The 18,473-nt window shown below is 41.6% G+C and carries 16 protein-coding genes; 3 read left to right on the plus strand and 13 right to left on the minus strand.

The features are described 5' to 3' along the window. Positions 1 to 54: 54 nt before the first annotated feature. From AAGU76_RS11010 to proB, 4 genes are all read right to left on the minus strand, one after another. Positions 55 to 1,221, minus strand: a complete 1,167-nt coding sequence (locus AAGU76_RS11010) for a M20 family metallopeptidase (protein ID WP_342485532.1) — start codon at positions 1,219 to 1,221, stop codon at positions 55 to 57. Positions 1,222 to 1,242: 21 nt separating this feature from the next. Further along, positions 1,243 to 2,409: a hypothetical protein gene (locus tag AAGU76_RS11015; RefSeq protein WP_342485533.1), complete on the minus strand. Its 1,167-nt coding sequence runs from the start codon at positions 2,407 to 2,409 to the stop codon at positions 1,243 to 1,245. Between the two features lie 382 nt (positions 2,410 to 2,791). Further along, on the minus strand, positions 2,792 to 4,039 hold the full coding sequence (locus AAGU76_RS11020) for a glutamate-5-semialdehyde dehydrogenase (protein WP_342485534.1): 1,248 nt from the start codon (positions 4,037 to 4,039) through the stop codon (positions 2,792 to 2,794). Continuing rightward, a complete protein-coding gene (gene proB, locus AAGU76_RS11025; RefSeq protein WP_342485535.1) occupies positions 4,024 to 4,845 on the minus strand; it encodes a glutamate 5-kinase in 822 nt (273 codons plus the stop codon). The genes AAGU76_RS11020 and proB overlap by 16 nt, the downstream gene beginning before the upstream one ends. A gap of 367 nt (positions 4,846 to 5,212) precedes the next feature. Between proB and hflK the strand changes: the two genes are divergently transcribed. After that, positions 5,213 to 6,280 (plus strand): FtsH protease activity modulator HflK, encoded by a 1,068-nt coding sequence (gene hflK / locus AAGU76_RS11030; protein ID WP_342485536.1) that lies wholly within the window; start codon positions 5,213 to 5,215, stop codon positions 6,278 to 6,280. Further along, entirely contained in the window at positions 6,280 to 7,182 is a 903-nt protein-coding gene (locus AAGU76_RS11035; RefSeq protein ID WP_342485537.1) for a protease modulator HflC, read from the plus strand. The genes hflK and AAGU76_RS11035 overlap by 1 nt, the downstream gene beginning before the upstream one ends. 76 nt (positions 7,183 to 7,258) lie before the next feature. Here the strand turns inward: AAGU76_RS11035 and AAGU76_RS11040 are convergent, their stop codons facing one another. Continuing rightward, positions 7,259 to 9,205, minus strand: coding sequence for a flavocytochrome c (locus tag AAGU76_RS11040; RefSeq protein ID WP_342485538.1), 1,947 nt, complete (start codon positions 9,203 to 9,205; stop codon positions 7,259 to 7,261). A gap of 596 nt (positions 9,206 to 9,801) precedes the next feature. Here AAGU76_RS11040 and AAGU76_RS11045 point away from each other — a divergent pair. Further along, positions 9,802 to 11,004, plus strand: a complete 1,203-nt coding sequence (locus AAGU76_RS11045; RefSeq protein ID WP_342485539.1) for an aminotransferase class I/II-fold pyridoxal phosphate-dependent enzyme — start codon at positions 9,802 to 9,804, stop codon at positions 11,002 to 11,004. A 115-nt stretch (positions 11,005 to 11,119) separates the two neighbouring features. Here the strand turns inward: AAGU76_RS11045 and AAGU76_RS11050 are convergent, their stop codons facing one another. From AAGU76_RS11050 to AAGU76_RS11085, 8 genes are all read right to left on the minus strand, one after another. Continuing rightward, on the minus strand, positions 11,120 to 11,674 hold the full coding sequence (locus AAGU76_RS11050; protein ID WP_342485540.1) for a peroxiredoxin-like family protein: 555 nt from the start codon (positions 11,672 to 11,674) through the stop codon (positions 11,120 to 11,122). Positions 11,675 to 11,740: 66 nt separating this feature from the next. Continuing rightward, the gene (locus tag AAGU76_RS11055; protein ID WP_342485541.1) at positions 11,741 to 13,090 is read right to left on the minus strand and encodes an APC family permease; all 1,350 of its coding nucleotides are present in this window, start codon (positions 13,088 to 13,090) and stop codon (positions 11,741 to 11,743) included. 113 nt (positions 13,091 to 13,203) lie between these two features. After that, positions 13,204 to 14,409 carry a MalY/PatB family protein gene (locus AAGU76_RS11060; protein ID WP_342485542.1) on the minus strand — a complete coding sequence of 402 codons (1,206 nt, stop codon included), beginning with the start codon at positions 14,407 to 14,409 and terminating at the stop codon, positions 13,204 to 13,206. Between the two features lie 56 nt (positions 14,410 to 14,465). Beyond that, on the minus strand, positions 14,466 to 14,840 hold the full coding sequence (locus AAGU76_RS11065; RefSeq protein WP_342485543.1) for a RidA family protein: 375 nt from the start codon (positions 14,838 to 14,840) through the stop codon (positions 14,466 to 14,468). Between the two features lie 321 nt (positions 14,841 to 15,161). Further along, entirely contained in the window at positions 15,162 to 15,287 is a 126-nt protein-coding gene (locus tag AAGU76_RS11070; protein WP_342485544.1) for a hypothetical protein, read from the minus strand. A gap of 132 nt (positions 15,288 to 15,419) precedes the next feature. After that, on the minus strand, positions 15,420 to 15,641 hold the full coding sequence (locus AAGU76_RS11075) for a hypothetical protein (RefSeq protein WP_342485545.1): 222 nt from the start codon (positions 15,639 to 15,641) through the stop codon (positions 15,420 to 15,422). Positions 15,642 to 15,915: 274 nt separating this feature from the next. After that, a complete protein-coding gene (locus AAGU76_RS11080; RefSeq protein WP_342485546.1) occupies positions 15,916 to 17,580 on the minus strand; it encodes a M20/M25/M40 family metallo-hydrolase in 1,665 nt (554 codons plus the stop codon). A gap of 11 nt (positions 17,581 to 17,591) precedes the next feature. Next, entirely contained in the window at positions 17,592 to 18,467 is an 876-nt protein-coding gene (locus AAGU76_RS11085; RefSeq protein ID WP_342485547.1) for an arginine deiminase family protein, read from the minus strand. Positions 18,468 to 18,473 lie beyond the last annotated feature (6 nt).

The following is an 18,473-nucleotide window of genomic DNA, read 5'->3' on the forward strand; positions in this document are numbered from 1 at the left end:
ATTCCTTGAAATTATTGCTTTTTATTTGCCGGCATGCCGGTTTTATTCAATTACTTATTGTTCGTTCAGAAAATCCACTGCATATTGAGCGTGCAACGCAGCTCCCTTTTCAAGCATATCCTCGTCAATGTCAAATTGAGGATGGTGGTTTGTAAAGCATGTGTTCTTTGCTTCGTTGGCAGTTCCCACAATGGCGAAGGTTCCCGGCACCTTTTCAAGGTACTCCGAGAAATCCTCTGATCCTGCAACCTTCGGCAACTCCATTACAGCATCAGCAGACATAATCTTTTCAATGGACTTTCTTGCCCTTTCAGTTGAAACCTCATGATTGATTGTAGGTGCAGTCAAAAAGTTGTATTCCAGCTCTGCTTCAGCCCTGTAGGTTTCTGCAGTAGACTTGATTATTCTCTTCATCATTTCAGGCAGCTTATCCCTTACCTCATAGCTGAAGCACCTTGTAGTCCCTTCCATGACAGCCTCATCAGCAATTATGTTGAACCTTGTTCCGGAAACAAGCTTTCCTACACTGACTACAACGGTATCCATTGGGGAAACCTCTCTGCTGGCAATTGACTGAAGATTCATCACTATGGCAGATGCTGTAAGAACTGCATCAACTGCAAGGTGAGGCATGGACCCGTGGCCTCCCTTTCCCTTGACTGTAATCTTGAACACATCCGCAGATGCCATTCTGGCTCCTGCACCTATGGCAATCCTGCCAGTAGGTATGTTTCCCATCACATGCATTCCGAAGACCTCATCCACACCATCCAGGGCTCCTTCTTCAATCATTTTCTTAGCGCCCTTTGCAACCTCTTCACCTGGCTGAAACATGAGTTTTACGGTTCCCTTAAGTTCATCCTTCATGTCGTTAAGTATTCCTGCCGCCCCAAGCAGCATTGCCGCATGGGCATCGTGACCGCAGGCATGCATTACTCCATCAACTTGAGATTTGTAAGGAACATCATTCTTTTCAGTGATTTCAAGGGCGTCTATGTCGGCTCTCAGGGCAATGGTCTTTCCTTCATGACTGCCCTTTATTATGCCCAGCACTCCGGTTCCTGCCATGGGTACGCACGGTATTCCCATTTTGGTCAATTCCTCCATGATTCTTCCGGCAGTTCTCTTTTCCTGCATGCTGAGCTCCGGATGCATGTGAAATTCCCTTCTCATGTCTATGACATACTGCTTGTATTTCTGTGAGAGTTCCTTGATTTCCATTTTATATCCCCCTTATGTAACTTATATAAATTTAGCCATTACTCCGGCCAGCACAACCGATGCTATGGAAACAGTGACAAATCCGGCTATTATCATCTTTGGAAGTATTGCATCCAATATGATTTTTTTCTCTTCATCATTTTTCGCAATTACTGTGGCAACCTCGTTAGGAATAATGAATGTTCCGGGGAATCCGAACAATGCCGATGAGCCTATGGCAATGGACATATAGATGTCGATACCCAGGAGTTTCCCAACAACGGCTGAGAAAATGCTCAGTCCTATCACTCCCAAAGCCAGACAACCGATGATGGGTCCTATCAATGAAAGCAGCATTTCTGGCGTTGCAGAAGAAAGGTTGTTGAATATGACAGTCAGTAGAGCGATCATTACAAAGCCCTGCGAATTAGCCATTGTCATTGGATCCTTTTCCAGGAATCCTATTTCTCTTGCAATTACTCCGAATACAAGACATACAATCAGGGCGTTGACAGCTCCGTTTGTGAGTCCAGCTGCCTTGGTAGCAAGGAATGCTATAAGAGCAACCTTTGCAAGCAGCAGAGAATTTGTGCGAAGTTCCTTCTTCAGTTCAGGAATCAGTTTCTTTTTGGGTTCTTCCGTAACGGCAGCTTCCTTTTCATCAGGGGTATTGCTGCCTCTGTTGTCCAGCACCATCCTTGCCTCTTTTTTCAGGCAGTAGGAAGCCACAGGAGTTCCGAAGAATGTCTGTGTCACCAGAAGAAGCGTTGCAAAAACAGCCACGCTGTCCAGTGCCTTAGCCTTAGCAGCAGCGCTCACTATGAGTGCTGCAACCACACCGCCGGAAATAGGAGGTGCTGCAGCTGCTGCCATTTGTTTTCCGAAAATGGCTCCGCCCACCAGGTAAACAAGAAGACCGATACCAACAACAGCAGACAAGGCAATCAGAACCGTTCTCCATTGCTGAGCCAGTTCCCTGAGGCTTATGAGCGTTCCCATGTTCACAAGCAGCATGGACATTGTCAGCATACCGATTGTTAAAAGACCTGAATCAGTGAAAATTGTAGCCGGCAATCCAAGCCAGAAGGCTACGAGAAAAATTACTGCTGTTGTGAAAAGCATTGAAAATGTAGCCTTTGTCATGTAAGACACAAAGTCACCTGCAGCAAATGCGATAAGAATTACTAAAATTGCCAATAAACCATTCATAATAAACCTCCCATTTTTTATTCCGTGTCCTCAATGTGCAGCTTAATAATAATATGATTCATGAACGCTACTTATTCGATGCAAAAATAAACATCTCATTTGTTTCCTTTTCAAAGCCAAATGCGCGCTCTTGACTTCAACCAAAACACACAGGCACTGGAATTGCTTATGTTAAATAAATAATTTATTAAATTTCATTATACACTCATTTTGGAAATCATCAACATATTTTTTATATTTTTCCATATAATTTGCATATATTCAAATATTTTATCCGCAAAATCCGCACCATGTTCATTTACAACAGACAGCAAAAAAGGATTTGTGCCCCGCACAAATCCTTCCATAATTCTTAATTCTTAACTCTTAATTATTAATTGCCCTACCTGACCTGTCCGTTTCCGTAAATGATGTACTTGGTCGTGGTCAGCTCCTTCAGCCCCATGGGTCCTCTGGCATGCATCTTCTGGGTGCTTATGCCGATTTCCGCCCCAAACCCGAACTCAAATCCATCAGTGAATCTTGTGGAGGCATTTACATAGACAGCTGCTGCATCAACCTGGTTTAAAAATCTCTGTGAGTTCGTGTAGTTTTCCGTTACTATGGTCTCCGAATGTCCCGTGCCGTACCTGTTGATGTGTTTTATTGCTTCATCTATACTATCTACAACCTTTACAGAAATAATCAGGTCGAGAAATTCTCTTCCGAAATCATCCTCAGTGGCTGGAACAACATGGCTGCCGCAAACTTTTACGGTTTGTTCGCATCCTCTCACCTCAACATTTTTTTCCTTAAGCCTTCTCACTGCTTCAGCCAGGAAGCTGTCCCTGATGTTTTTATGAACCAGCAGACTTTCACATGCGTTGCATACGGATGTTCTTGAAGTCTTTGCATTTATGAGGATGCTGTAAGCCATCTCAAGGTCAGCAAATTCATCCACGTATACGTGGCAGTTTCCGGTACCAGTTTCAATAACAGGAACCGTGGCATTGGCCAGAGCTGTCTGAATGAGATTCGCCCCTCCTCTTGGAATAAGAACGTCAAGGAATTGGTTGAGCCTCATGAACTGAGTTGCCGTATCCCTTGATGTGTCTTCCACAAGCTCGATTGCCCCCGGGCTGATGCCTGCTTCTTCCAGTGACATCTTCATTATTTTTACAAGCTCCTTGTTGGAGTTGATCGCATCCCCGGAGCCCCTCAGCATCACTGCGTTGGATGACTTCAGACAAAGGGCTGCAGCGTCAACTGTTACGTTGGGTCTTGACTCGTAGATGATTCCTATGACACCCAGGGGAACTCTCTTCTGTCCTATGAGGAGCCCATTGGGTCTCTTTTTCATGGATATGATTTCTCCCACCGGGTCTTCAAGGTCTGCAATCTGCCTTACGCCTTCTGCCATTGATATTATTCTGTCCTCGTTTAGCATGAGCCTGTCTGTCATCTGCTGGTTCATGCCTTTATCCGTGTAATTTTTTATGTCCAGCTTGTTCTGCTCTATTATTTCTGCAGAGTGGGCAATCAGGTTGTCGGCTATCTTTCTCAGAGCAAGATTCTTCTTGGCCGTAGATATGTTCATGAGCTCATAGGAAGCCTCCTTGGCATTTTTTCCTTTTATCAGGAGTTCTGACATTTAGTCACCTCTTTTCCTAAGAATAATGTGCCTTCCGGCTTTCCGTCCAGCACGTTGTATATGAGTTCGGGATTCTTCCCGTTTACAATCACCATGTCTATGCCGCTTTCAACAGCTATTTTTGCAGCGGCAACCTTTGTTGCCATTCCTCCGGTTCCCACAGCGCTTCCTGAACCTCCTGCGGCTTTTTCTATTTCTTGTGTTATCTCATGAACCACAGGTATGAGTTTTGCGCTTTCATCCTCCTGCGGGTTTTTGTCGTAAAGTCCGTCAATATCGCTTAATATGATGAGGATGTCAGCGCAGACAAGCTTTGCGGTAACAGCAGACAGGGTGTCATTGTCTCCGTAAACAAGTTCTTCAACGGCAACGCTGTCGTTTTCGTTGACTATGGGAATGACATTGTAGGTAAAGAGTGTTTCAAATGTATTTACTACATTTTCCTTAAGCTTCGGATCCTCTGTGATGTCTCTGGTCAGAAGAAGCTGTGAAACAGTCTGATTGTACTGTGAAAAAACCTTGTCGTAAGCAAACATCAGCTCACACTGTCCCACAGAAGCTGCCGCCTGCTTTCCCTTTGTGGTTTTAGGCCTTTCCTTCAGCCCCAGCTTTGACACTCCGGCTGCAACTGCTGCGGATGTTACCAAAACCACATCGTTTCCATTGTTCTTTATATCGCTTAATACCATTGCTATCTTATCCATCATCCTGAGGTTAAGCCTTCCCGTATCATGGGTAAGCGTTGAGCTGCCCACCTTAACCACTACTCTCTTTTGGCATTTGCCTGTAGTATTGTTTGTTTCCATTATCTTCCTCGCATTAAAATTATCTTACGATACATTTTAACAACTTTCTTGACAATTGCAATATTTTTTTAAACTGCGCAATTTTTAAACTTTCGTTTCGACACTTTAAAACGTTTATTTTGACTTATCGAAAATTTCAGCAGTTTATTTATGACTCTTAGCAATCGTTTGGTGCATAATATTGTACTATATTTTTTCAGCCGCATGATTTGCCTGGGGGCTGCCCCGCGTTGTATTAGACTTTCCATCATTATCAAAAGTATAAATACTTTCCAATGGAACATTCTAACTTGGTAATACGTCATAAATATGATATACTTTATTACAGCAACAACCGTATACACGGAATACGTTTTAAGGGGGAATTATGAATTACAAAGATTTGTTCAACAAATTTGCAGAAGCTGTAAATAAACAAAACAGTCAAAACGGCCAAAACAACTTTGTGCCGCCTGAATTCAAGGAAAAGAAACCAAGAAAGCCAATGAGTTTCAAGAAGTTACTATTTTTGCCGCTCATTGTGCTTGCTGTATTCTTCATAGGCTCATGCCAGTACACAGTGGAAGAAACAGAGCAGGCTGTTGTCACAACTCTGGGCAAGGTAACCAGCATCGAGTCTGCAGGTCTTCACTTCAAGCTTCCGTATCCAATCCAGGCTGCCACCAAGGTGGAGGTCAACAGAACCCAGAAGCTGCAGATAGGATACAAGAGCTCCAGCGAGGCAAAGGGCTACTCCGACAACACATCAGTGCCGGATGAGGCAAAAATGATAACCGGTGATTTTAATATAGTAAACATCGACTTCTTCATAGAGTGGAAAATTTCAGACCCTGAGAAGTTTTTGTTCAACTCTGACGAACCGTCTCAGATACTGAAGATGATAGCTCAGTCATCGGCAAGAAGCATAATAGGTTCCAAGAATGTTGACGGTGTTCTGACAACAGAAAAATCCATCATTCAAGCTGAAATAAAGGAAAAGATAGTGAGCAAGCTTTCAAACTACGACCTGGGAGTACAGGTGCTGGATGTAAAAATTCAGGACAGCCAGCCTCCCACATCGGAAGTCATAGCTGCCTTCAAGGAAGTTGAAACAGCCAAGCAGGAAAAAGAAACTCGCATAAACGAAGCTCTGGCTTACAAGAATAAAACCCTTCCTGCTGCAGAAAGCCAGGCCGACAAGCTCATACGCGAAGCCGAATCCTACAAGGAGTCAAGAATAAACGCCGCCAAGGGCGATGTGGCTAAATTCAACGCCATGTACACCGAATACGCAAAGAACAAAAGCATTACCAAGACAAGAATGTATCTTGAAACAATAGAAGAGATACTGCCGGGAATCACCGTCTACATAGATTCATCTGAAGGCGGAGTTCAAAAGATGCTTCCGTTGAAAAGCTTCACGGGAGAAACAGAAAATCAGGGAGGTGGAAACTAATGCAGGAAAATGAAACAAAAAAGAAAGGATCGCTGGGAACAGTGCTGAAACTTTTCTTGTTGATACTTGTAGTAGTTGCATTTACCAACACCGCCTACATAGTGCGGGAAAATGAATATGCCTATGTTACAAGATTCTCAAAATTCGTCAACATTCAGGACACAGCCGGACTGCATTTCAAGGTACCGTTTCTTGACAAGGTTGAAACCATACCACAGTTCAGAATGATGTATGACATTCCTCCGTCAGAAGTTCTCACGGGAGACAAGAAGACCCTGGTAGTGGATAACTTCGCCGTGTGGCAGATTGACGACCCGTACACATTCATGAAGACCGTAAGCCGAATCTCTGAAATGGAAAACCGTATAGACGCCGTTGTGTACAGTGCTGTTAAAAACACACTGGGAACCATGAACCAGACGGACATAATAAACTCAGACAAGGGTTCCATCGACAACGTGAACATTAAGATAACGGAGATGGTTAACCAGCAGCTTAAAAACTACGGCGTATCAACCGTAGCAGTCGAAATAAAGAGACTGGACCTGCCCTCTGACAACGAACAGGCCGTTTACAACAGGATGGTTTCCGAAAGAACCCAGATGGCTGAAAGCTACAGGGCTGATGGTAACCTGGAAGCCAGCAAGGTAGTCAATGAAACAGACAAGGAAGTTGGAATACTTCTGTCAAGAGCTGAAGCCACAGCTGAAGAGCTGAAAGGACAGGGCGAGGGCGAATACATGAAAATAATTGCAGACGCCTACTCCACCGAAGACAGGGCAAACTACTACGAATTCATACGAAGCCTTGAAGCACTCAAGACTACCATGAAAGGTGAAAAGACCATATTCCTTCCTGCCGACAGCTACATCGTAAGGGTGCTGAACGGCGCAATAGAATAAATAAAAAACAAAGAAGCTATGTACTCTCAAAGAATACATAGCTTTTTTCCCTCTCTATTATATCATGCTTATTGTGTTAGTTTTTAGGCACAAAAGCAGGAACATTTCCTGTCACTGCAACTTCACCTGCGATAAAGCCGTGAACCAGTGCATCAGGAGTTGCGTTGGATCCGAGCCTGTTTGTTCCGTGTACACCTCCTGTAACTTCTCCGGCGGCATACAGACCTGGTATTACCTTGCCCCAGATATCCTGAACTTCTGTTCTTTCTGTGATTGTAAGACCACCCATGGTGTGGTGAACTGAAGGCCACTGAGGTATTGCATAGTACGGACCTCTGTCTGTCTTCATCATTACGCCTTTATCGATAACCTTTCCGAAGTCAGGATCCTTTCCTGCATCAATGTATCCGTTGTGGGTATCAATAGTTGCCTTTAATGTTTCGGCGCTCATGCTGATTGATTTGTCTTGATATTTGTGCGCATTGATTATTTCTGTAAGTTCCTCTAAAGTATCTGCCTTGAAAATACGGTCTGCATCCATTCCGCTTTGAAGCTGTGATTCAGTGATGAAACCGCCCTTTTCAACTATATCCTGACCGAATATTGAGAATGTTGGGAATCCGCCGCTTTCCTGAGCTGCTCTTGAACATACGTCACGTCTTTCGCCTTCGTTTACATATCTCTTGCCGTTTACATCAACATAGACGATACCTGAGCTCGGTCCGCTGAAAGGAATTACTGCATATGCATCCAGCACTCCGTTGTTTGGATTTGCGAAAGGATACAGCTGAATATATGACATTTGAGTAGTGTTGGCACCAACCTCCTGAGCCATGATTATTCCTTCTCCTGTTGCTCCAACATGGTTTGTTGTCGGTAGGTCTGCAGTCAGAGCAGGCACATGTTTCGAACGCATTTCAACATTTCCACTGAATCCTCCTGTTGTAAGGATTACACCTTTTTCTGCCTTTACGTTCTTAGTTCCTTCTTCGGTCTCTATTCTGATACCTACTACTCTTTGTTCACCTGTTGTCTCTCTGTAAATCTGAGTCATCTTGGTGTTCAGCATAACTGTAGCTGATGTCTTTTCAAGCATTTTCTTTTGAACAGCAACAATGTCTGCCCCTACTCCGTTAACTGTTGTATATGTACGATATCCGTAGTGTCCGCCTGGTCTTGTAATTGATTCACGTACCTGAAGACCGTTGTCCAGCAGAAGATCCAGCATTACAGGCGATCCGTAAACAAGGTTCTCTACAAGCTTAATGTCGCCCATGTAGTCTCCGCCCTTGATTGTATCTTCAATATGCTTTTCAGCAGTATCAGGCTGAAGGTTAAGTTTAGTATAAAGTGCATCTGCTATCTTGCTGGTATATGATGCATAAACTCCGCCGTTAATCTGAGAGTTTCCGCCTAGAACCGGCATCTTATCTATAAGAAGCGTGCTTGCTCCCTGTGTGGAAGCGCTGTAAGCAGCAGATAATCCTGCAAACCCTCCGCCCACAACAACTACGTCATAGGTCATATCCCATGTGGTCGGCAAGTCCTTTGTTCCCATAGACGGCCTTGATTCTTCAGAACCTTCTGCGGCAGCTTCTGCGATATCAAACTCGGCAACAACACCGCCTGCCTGCTCAATAGCCATTTTAACCGCTTCGATTATGCCGCTGCTTGTTCTGGTGGCTCCTGAAACAGCATCAATGCCAACACTTTGTTTTTCAACAATCTTAGCAGGGATTTCCTTTAAGGCGGCATCAGAAACGCCTTGAGTTTCGCTGTGGGATACAACCTCAACCTTATCAATGGCCTTCTCGCCTAAAGTAACCTTTACTTTCATAGGATGCATGCCTGTAGAATCGATTACATATTCACCGGCTTTCATCGGTGTAATGCTTTTTTCCTGAACCTGTTCCTTTCCTTGCTCTGGTGTCGTAGTATCAGCTGTCTTGGGTGCACAGGCAGTTATGGAAAACAACATGCACAGCACAAGAATCAATGATACGACCTTGAACGACTTTTTCATTTAACCCTTCCTCCATATATTTAATAATAATTGTATTGTATTGATTTTGACTGAATCCAGGCGAGTGTAAACATCTCATACGGATGCAATCAAAAACATCGACTAAATACTAACATATATACCCGTTATTGTCAACTAATTCACAAAAATTATATTACATCTTTTTTATTTAATTATTCAATTTTGAATTTCCAAAACAATTATATCGAGCCATTTTCAAAGAACAACTTCACCGAACGAATTCATATTTATCCATTCATTACACCAAGACATTAACACAATGTCAAATTTAACCATAAACAATGTACACGTTTCGACATTATTCGATAATTTTTTCACTATTATATGCATTACGTTACATTAACCTTTTGTACCCTTAAATTAAACATTGCATCTTGACTAATCCAGCCACTGAATTTATAATGAATATAGTTAGTTTAGCAACTAAACAATAATTGCATTTAGAAATAAGACTTAACAGCTAAAGCAATCCAATATTTAATTCATCTAACAACTGACTGCCTCGTTAAAACTTCAGCATACTGTATTGACCTGCTCATGCAGGATAAAAAATTATCAGGAAAGGATTGAAAGACATGAAATATGATTTCACCAGCATAATAGACCGCAAGGGAAAGGATTCCATAGCAGTTGATCTGCTGCCCGGCTTAGGTCCTGAAAAGCCTAAAGAAGGATTTGATTTTATACCCATGTGGGTTGCCGACATGAATTTCCCCACACTGCCATCAATAACCGATGCCATTGTTGAACGTGTGAAGCATCCGGCCTTTGGATATTTCAGGCCAAGCGAAAAATACTACAGTTCAATTATCAAATGGCAGGAAGAAAGAAACGGCGCAACCGGCTTGACACCAGAATGCATAGGTTATGAAAACGGCGTTCTCGGCTGCGTAGTATCTGCAGTCACGGCATTTTCTGCTCCCGGCGACTGCGTGCTGCTGCATTCCCCTACGTATATCGGATTCACCAAGAGTGTGGAAAACAACGGCCGCAGGATAATCCACAGCAACCTGGTGCAGGACGACAAAGGCGTTTGGCGCATGGACTATGAAGACATGGAAAGAAAGATAAAAGAAAACAAAATCCATATAGCAATATTCTGTTCTCCTCACAATCCTTGCGGACGTGTTTGGGAACGTGAAGAAATAGAAAAAGCCATGGAAGTCTACAGAAAAAATGACTGTATTGTCATTTCAGATGAAATTTGGAGTGACATAATCCTGGACAACCACAAACATATTCCTACTCAAGGCGTCAGCGAAGATGCCAAAAGCCGTACAATTGCAATATACGCTCCAAGCAAGACATTCAACCTGGCAGGCCTCATAGGAGCATATCACATAATTTACAGCAATTACCTCCGTGACCGCGTGAGAGCACAAAGCAGCAAACCACACTACAACGACATGAACGTCCTTTCCATGCACGCCCTCATTGGAGCATACTCTACGGAAGGCCGCCTATGGGTTGACGAGCTTTGCCAGGTACTGGGTGAAAATGTGGATTATGCATATGACTACATCATGACTAACTTCAAGGGAGTGAAGCTTGCAAAGCCGGAAGGCACGTACATGCTTTATCTGGACTGCGAAGAGTGGTGCAGGGAGCACAACACTACCATAGGTGCACTTCACAAAGCTGGCACAGATGTTGGAGTAGGCTGGCAGGACGGACGTCCCTTCCACCACCCTTACGCCATTCGAATTAATCTTGCATTGCCGAAATCCAGAGTAATAGAGGCCTTTGACCGTCTGAACAGGTATGTTTTCAACGCATGATATATCAGTACAATCAATTGAAACTATTCTATAAATTAAATAGCCGCGCAATGATTTCTTAATAGCACGGCTATTTAAATGTAAGGATTACATATTTAACTTCAGTAAAAATCCTCTATATAAGGCTTTTCTTTTTTTGGAGAAGGTCAGTCAGCTCACCGACATCAGGCATATCTGTTATATGTGCTGCATATCTGGCATAAAGTACATTTAATTCTTTGTCTACAACAAAGGCGGCAGGCAGCTGCATCTCATTTCCTTCATAATCTCCATGGGTCAATCCCGATTCCTGAACTTTTTTTAATTTTTCCATTGATCCCGGGCCAATCATTTCTGCTTGAGAATTTGCAGGCTTTATGTCAAGCTGCTTGTAAAGCTCCTGGTTTGGATCACAAACAATATCATAAGGATAAAAGTTCCTGTCAATTTCCCCGCTTAATCTATCTGGGTCTGACTGCAGTACAACTATGACCTTGCCCCCATCTTTTACTATCTTATCATATTCATCCTTTAAAACCATCATATCAAATCTGCACAAGGTGCATCCGGCATATCTCAGAAAAAGAATTGCAGTCTTGTTATCTCCCAACAGACTCTTTATGTCTATTCCCCTTTCAAACACTGTATCCACTTTAAAATTCGGCATATTACTTCCTGTTTCAAGTTTCATAATTTACTCCTTACTTTTTAATCTGCTTTACACATTTTAAAACAAAAATCAATTATGCATTATTCTTTAGTCCGCCTCATAACTGATAGTCATCTTAACCTTTTTATTCATTACACAGCCAAACAACACAGCCATTACGAGTATGACAGCTACATAAATCTTCTCAACATTTGTTGAAAAGCCCCACAAAAGATAAAATTGATATGCGGCACAGGCTGCGGCACCGTATGCTATTGTATAAAGCACAGGCGTGGATACCTTAACTTTTGACCTTGCATATTCTTCAGGCAATACCTTCGGCAATCTTGTCAATGCAATACTTAGAACAATATTAAAGGCTTGCATTATCAACAAGGCAGCATTCGCTATCGTACCAATTGACAGTCCTGTGATTATCGGTATTAAACCAATTAAGTAGAATATTGTCAACAACACATGAGGAGTTTTGTATTTTTCATTTATAGCACCTAGGAATTTTGGGAACCATCCATCTTCAACGGCCTGAAGAACTGGTTTTGTCACCCATGCCAATGTTGCATTTAAAGTTGTTGAAAGAGCAAATCCCGCACCGCATACTGTGAAGAAAACAAACGCCCAGTTAGGCATTACGGCTTTCGCAACTAATGATAAAGGCTGATAAGCAACTTCACTAATAGGTAGCACGTTAGCAGCCACTATGCTCATAAAAGCATATACACCTGAAACAGCAAGTGTTGATACTACAATAACAAACGGAATATCTTTTGTAGGATTTTTTGCTTCTGCTCCAAAATTTATTACAACAAAGGCTCCACCTGCAGCAAATCCCAGCAATGCTCCTGCACCCATTATTCCTCTTACTCCATTTGTCATAAAATCAGAACCACTGAAAATACCGGGCTGCAAATGACCGAATCCAAATGCCACAAATATAGCCAGACCAGATGCCATAAGAACTACCATTGCGTTTTGTACTACTGCTGCTCCCTGTACTCCCATGATATTCAGTATATAAAAAGCAGTCAGCATTATTATTGATACAGGCATAAGAGGAATACCCGGAATTAAAGATTGCGCATATTGAGCAAAGGAAATAGCATACATGGCGAGTGCTACATTCGAGAAAATATAAGTAATCATATATATGCCAGACCATTTCTGTCCCGCCAATATTGCAACCTGTGTATATTGTCCTCCACGCATACGAACCGTACCACCAATTATGATAAATGGTATTGCCATAATAATTTTAAAAATTGCTGCAACCATAAATGATAGCGGCACTGATTTTCCTGTCATTCCAATTGCCACTCCTGTAAGAGACATAATCCCTGCTCCGATTATCTGACCTACTGCAATAGACATTAAATCTTTTCTTCCCAGAACTCTATTAAGATCTTTTGTACTCAGTTCTCCAGTACTTGTCATTTCTGCCATAATAAAATCTCCTTTGAAATAATTATAATATCGTTATTAGCATTTCTTTTATTACATTCAGCAGATTTTTCCGTTTAAAATAAATTGTGCCTTACCTAAACAAATAAATAGCTTTAGTCAGCATATGATTTGTTTTTTTCATAACTCTTTACAGCACTTACCATTCGTTTCAAAGCTGTCATCATGACGTTTGTGGGACATGCAATGTTCATTCTTTCAAAACCGTTTCCTTCTTCTCCAAAGACATATCCTTCGTCAAAGAACACTTTTGCCTCCATGTGCATAAATTCTTCAAGCTCGTCCTTGTTCATGCCTAATTCTTTGAAATCCATCCATTGCAAATATGTGCCTTCAAGATCATAAACCTTAACCTGAGGAAGATTTTTCTCTAAATATTTCTTCAGCTCAAGATGATTGTTATAAATCAGTTCTATTAATTGGTCAAGCCAGTTTTCGCACTGTGTATATGCGATTTCGCAAGCTTTGTAACCCAAAATGTTCAAGGTAAAAAAACCGTTTGATGTAACTTCTGCCAAATATGCATCCCTTAGCTTCTGGTTGGGAATGATGATATTCGATGTTTGCATACCGGCCAAATTAAATGTCTTGCTTGGCGCTGTGCATACAATCATGTTGTTAGCAACTTCTTCAGAAATATTTGCAAACACTGTGTGTTCATATCCCGGCATAATGAGGTCAAAGTGAATTTCATCAGATATTATGATAACTTCATTTCTCAAACATATTTCTGCAACCTTTTCCAGCTCTTCCTTCATCCACACTCTTCCTACAGGATTGTGAGGGCTGCAGAAAAGCAGTATCTTGTTGTTTGGATCCTTGGCCTTTTCCTCTAAATCATCATAATCTATCACATAAGTTTCACCAGTGTTTATCAAAGGATTCTTTACTGTTTTTCTTCCGTTAAGCTCTATTGCTGAATAAAAGGGATAGTAAACAGGAGACATTATTATGACCCCTTCTCCGGGTTTTGTTAAGGCTTTGATGGCCGAATAAAAAGCGCCGACAACACCGGCTGCCCCAACAATCCATTCAGGCTTTATTTCCCAATCATGCCTTCTCTTCATCCATCCGCAAACTGCATTTAAATAACCTTCAGTTGGCAGAGTGTATCCGAGTATGTGTGAATCAAGGTAGCTTTTTAATCCTTCAACAATTTCTGGTGCATTTTTCAGTTCCATATCAGCCACAGAGAACGGAATGATGTCTTCGGAAACATCAGGGTTCCATCCAAGCATTTGCTCATACTTTGCTGATCCCTTACCATATCTGTTTACCACAGTTTCAAAATCATATTTCATTTTTCTCTCCTAAACAATAATTTTATAATATTGATTACGTTTTCAGTATTGTTGTGTTACTTTACTGCAATTGCTTCTATTTCCACTTTTACGTCTTTCGGCAATCTTGCTACTTCAACTGCAGCCCTTGCAGGATATGGCTCTTCAAAAAAACTTCCGTAAACTTTATTCATTACGCTGAAGTCATTAATATCCTTCAAGAATACAGTTGTTTTCACAACATCAGACAAGTTGAAATCGCCTGCTTCCAATATCGCCTTAATGTTTTTTAAAGATTGTCTGGCCTGTGATTCAACTCCTTCAGCAATGGTACCGCTTTCCGAATCGATAGGCAATTGTCCTGATACATAAATCATTCCATTACATGCAACAGCCTGCGAATAAGGACCAATCGCACCTGGAGCATGCTGTGTTTTTATTGCAATTTTCATTTTCACACCTTCTTTACTTTGTCTTATATAATCGGCCAATTATATTATGGTTTAGCTACTAAACTATTTATATTTATATTATAGTAATAATTAAATAATTAGTCAATATATTTTTCTATTTTTTTGTTTAGCGTCTATACTTTATTCATTAATATTTTATATATTATAAGTATTTTTGAACCATTTAAAGGTTATTTGTACAATCATGCATTTTATTATTTAGTTAACTAACAATAGTTTCTGATCATCGAGTTATTTAAAAACCAAAAATGCGTATGTTTTGTTTAGTAACTAAACAAAACATACGCATTGTAGTTAATTTCAGAACAACTTAATATACTCGTGAACCACCTTGTAAAACGTATCTATTTCATCAACAGAACAGCTTTTCAACAAATCATGCTGTGTCTGCAGTATATCTGCATTATCGTATGACTTATGTGCCATGCTCAATCTTTCTCCCTTTTCAGTTGGATAGATATGAACCGTCTTTGCGTTCCCGCTTTCTTTTTGGCGATAAATCAGCTGCCTGTTTTCAAGTTTTTTTAAATTTTGTGATACAGCTCCCTTGGTTGTTCCCTACTCTTTTGCAAGCTGACTCACCGTAATTCCCGGATTGTCATCAATGATTGTAAGCAAATGTATTTCAACCATGCTCACAAGTTCACCGGAACCGTCATAATCACGGGGCTGATTCATATAGTCGTAGTAACTGAGTATAAAGTGATACAACTCGTTGGCTCTGGGACTTAGTTGCGAATATATTCTATCTATTTCACTTTTGTTGTTGTATTCAGACATGCAAAGCTCCTTAAATTTTATGGAATTACACAAAATCCATATGGATGTACATAATGACGGTACATACACATGTCAAATTTCTGTCTTTTTATATAAATATTAACATATACTTAGATTATTTGCAACAACAAAGAAGACGCTGGCTCCCGTTGCAAAACTGAGAAATATCCGTCCCAGACAATTTATCTATAGTTTTTCAGTATCCCTCACTGTGCTGAAAATCCGTATTCAAAATGAAAACGCCCCATATAGGGCGTCTTAATTTTTATTCACACTAATTATCCAATATTATTGATATGGCGCGGTGGATTATTTTTGGTGTCCTCACATACAGGTCTTCCTTGTTCACCCTTTCCGTAAGCTTGTGAAAGTCCTTTCCCCATGGTCCTATGTTGATGCAGGGCATGGAAATCTCCTCAATGCTGTCTGCAGGAATATCGTAGAAGCTGCCGAACAACGGCATAGAACATTTTAATGACTCCAGGACCTGGCTGCTGTTTTGAATGCTTGTGTAGCTCAAATCTGAAATTCCGGTATAGAAGTACTCTGAAGTGTATTCCTGGTTAAATTCCTTCAGGGTGTAACTGCTCAACTGATCGCTAAGGCTTCTGACCTTCTCATCAAGGATTTCGAAATACAAATTTGATACATTCGGGTAATACGGAGGAATAAGTCCATATACAACCCTGGGAGACAAATCATCTATGTAGCCGTACACGAAATCAACCAGCTCAAAGTTGCAGTCTATGACAGAAATTTCATTTTTTCTGTACTCATGTTCCAGCTGATTGACCCTTTCATGATACCTGTCTTTAAACAGGCTCCCGTATGATGCTTCTGCCTCCTGGCACAGTTCGGAAAAGTTGACAACCTTGCTTTTCCAGGGCAGTTTCCTGCACTGAACATTGGTTGCCACAGTAAACCTTTCATAACTTTCGTTCATATGACTTATAACTTCCTCAAAAGATTCAGTGCAAATTTCTTTTAACTTCTTTAATATGCTTTGAGGTGTCTGGTTCAAGGTCAATATGCTGAAACAGCCCTTGGCTGCCAGAGGCATGGAAACATCATATGTATTCTTGCTGTCTTTCAGGTACAGCCATGTGGGAGGAGGAGCAGCCTCCCCGACTGCCACATCGCTTAAATCCATGTTTAGTTCAGTCTTTCTGACTATACAGCTCATCACATTAAGCGGATTCAGCCCTTCAAAAGCTTTTCCCGCATGAGCCAGAAAACCGCGCACATACACAAAGGGCATAACTTTTCCAACAGACCCCTCAGAAAATATTCCCTGAGTGAAATCTTTTCTCTGGTGAGGTTCTGAATTGATCATAATTCTGTAATCCAGATCATGCTTTTGCTTCATTTCGCTCAACAGCTTAACTGCCGACCTCATGCCGGCCGATAGATTCTCTTCGTCCGGAACCGCCAGCAGAACGATGTTACCATGAAAACTTTCAACCCTGCTGTACATTTTTGTCAATGCAATCTGTATGGCACCGCCGCCTTTCATGTCGCACACGCCTCGTCCGAAAAGAAACGTGTCGTCTGAAAGGTCTTTCCGCGCATCTTCGCTTAGAGTATCCTTGATTTTTAAAAGTTCCTTTCTTAGGTCATCGGGAGAAAATGCTAAGTCTTTAAGCAGCTTAAAATCCTCAACCCCTACCACATCGCTGTGGTGAATGAATACTGCTGTGTCTTTTCCAGTCCCCTTCAGAAACGCATAGCAAACCGTACGTTTTAATGCATCATTTTCTATGGCGTATGTTCCGTAAGATCCAGATGTGTTCTTAAAATATGGCTCATCGGAAAAACAGCTGAGGAAAAACCTCTCAGCCTCTTTTTCCTTATCCGTGTTTGTGAAGCTTTGAGCCTTTATGTAAGAATAAAGGATTTCTTCGATGTCATTTTCAATACCATGCAGTATGTTTTCATCCATCTTATTCTCCGTCATTCTCTTGTTATGGGACATGTAAGGCACGTAGGCCCTCCCGTACCTCTGAACGACATTTCATGACCCGCGTAGGTGTAAACAGTGCATCCCTCATCTCTGAGTTTTTGAGTTATAACCGGGTTGCCGTCAAGTATGACGCACACTCTGGGAGCCAGAGCAAGAACGTTTGAACCAAGATAGTCATATTCCTTGTCGTCTACCTCAATCAGTTTCATTCCTCTTGAAATGAGCAGCTCTCTGAAAAATACAGGCATGTATTTTGAATAGACCACAGCCAGGTCCCTGTCCACCATGCTTATGATGCTCATGAGATGCAGACAGCAGGCTTCACCTTCTCCATGCGGCATTGGAACCACAATTATTTCATTGACTATGTCCTTTGTAAGTTCCCTGAATTGTCGTATACCTTCATCATTTGTCCTGTACCCTCTTCCGATGGCAACAGTCTTTTCATCGAGCCACACAACATCTCCGCCTTCCATCTTGCCCGGCTTCTCAATATATCCCAGGGTGGGAACACCAATGCTTTTAAGATACTCTTCAGTCGCCAGGTATTCTCCTCCTCTAAGAGCCTTGCCCATAGGAAAATAAACAGCGCCCTTTGAAGTTATCTTCAGCGGATCGTGAGTATAAATCGAATCCAGTCCTGCCCTTTCATCCTTTGGAAGGTAATATACATTTTCAACATTGTCCTTAATTATTTTTTCAAACGTTTCATATTCCTGGGCGGCCTTTTCATAATCTGGGCACCCGAAATAATTGAACTGTTCATAGTTGTCGTTTAAATGCTCCTGGCTGATAAACGCCTCACTTGGTCTCTTAATCAAAATGCATTTGATTTTTCCAACCATTGACTGACATCCGTATTCCATTTTGTC

Origin of the sequence: Sedimentibacter sp. (assembly GCF_038562225.1) — a bacterium.
Taxonomy (GTDB): domain Bacteria; phylum Bacillota; class Clostridia; order Tissierellales; family Sedimentibacteraceae; genus Sedimentibacter.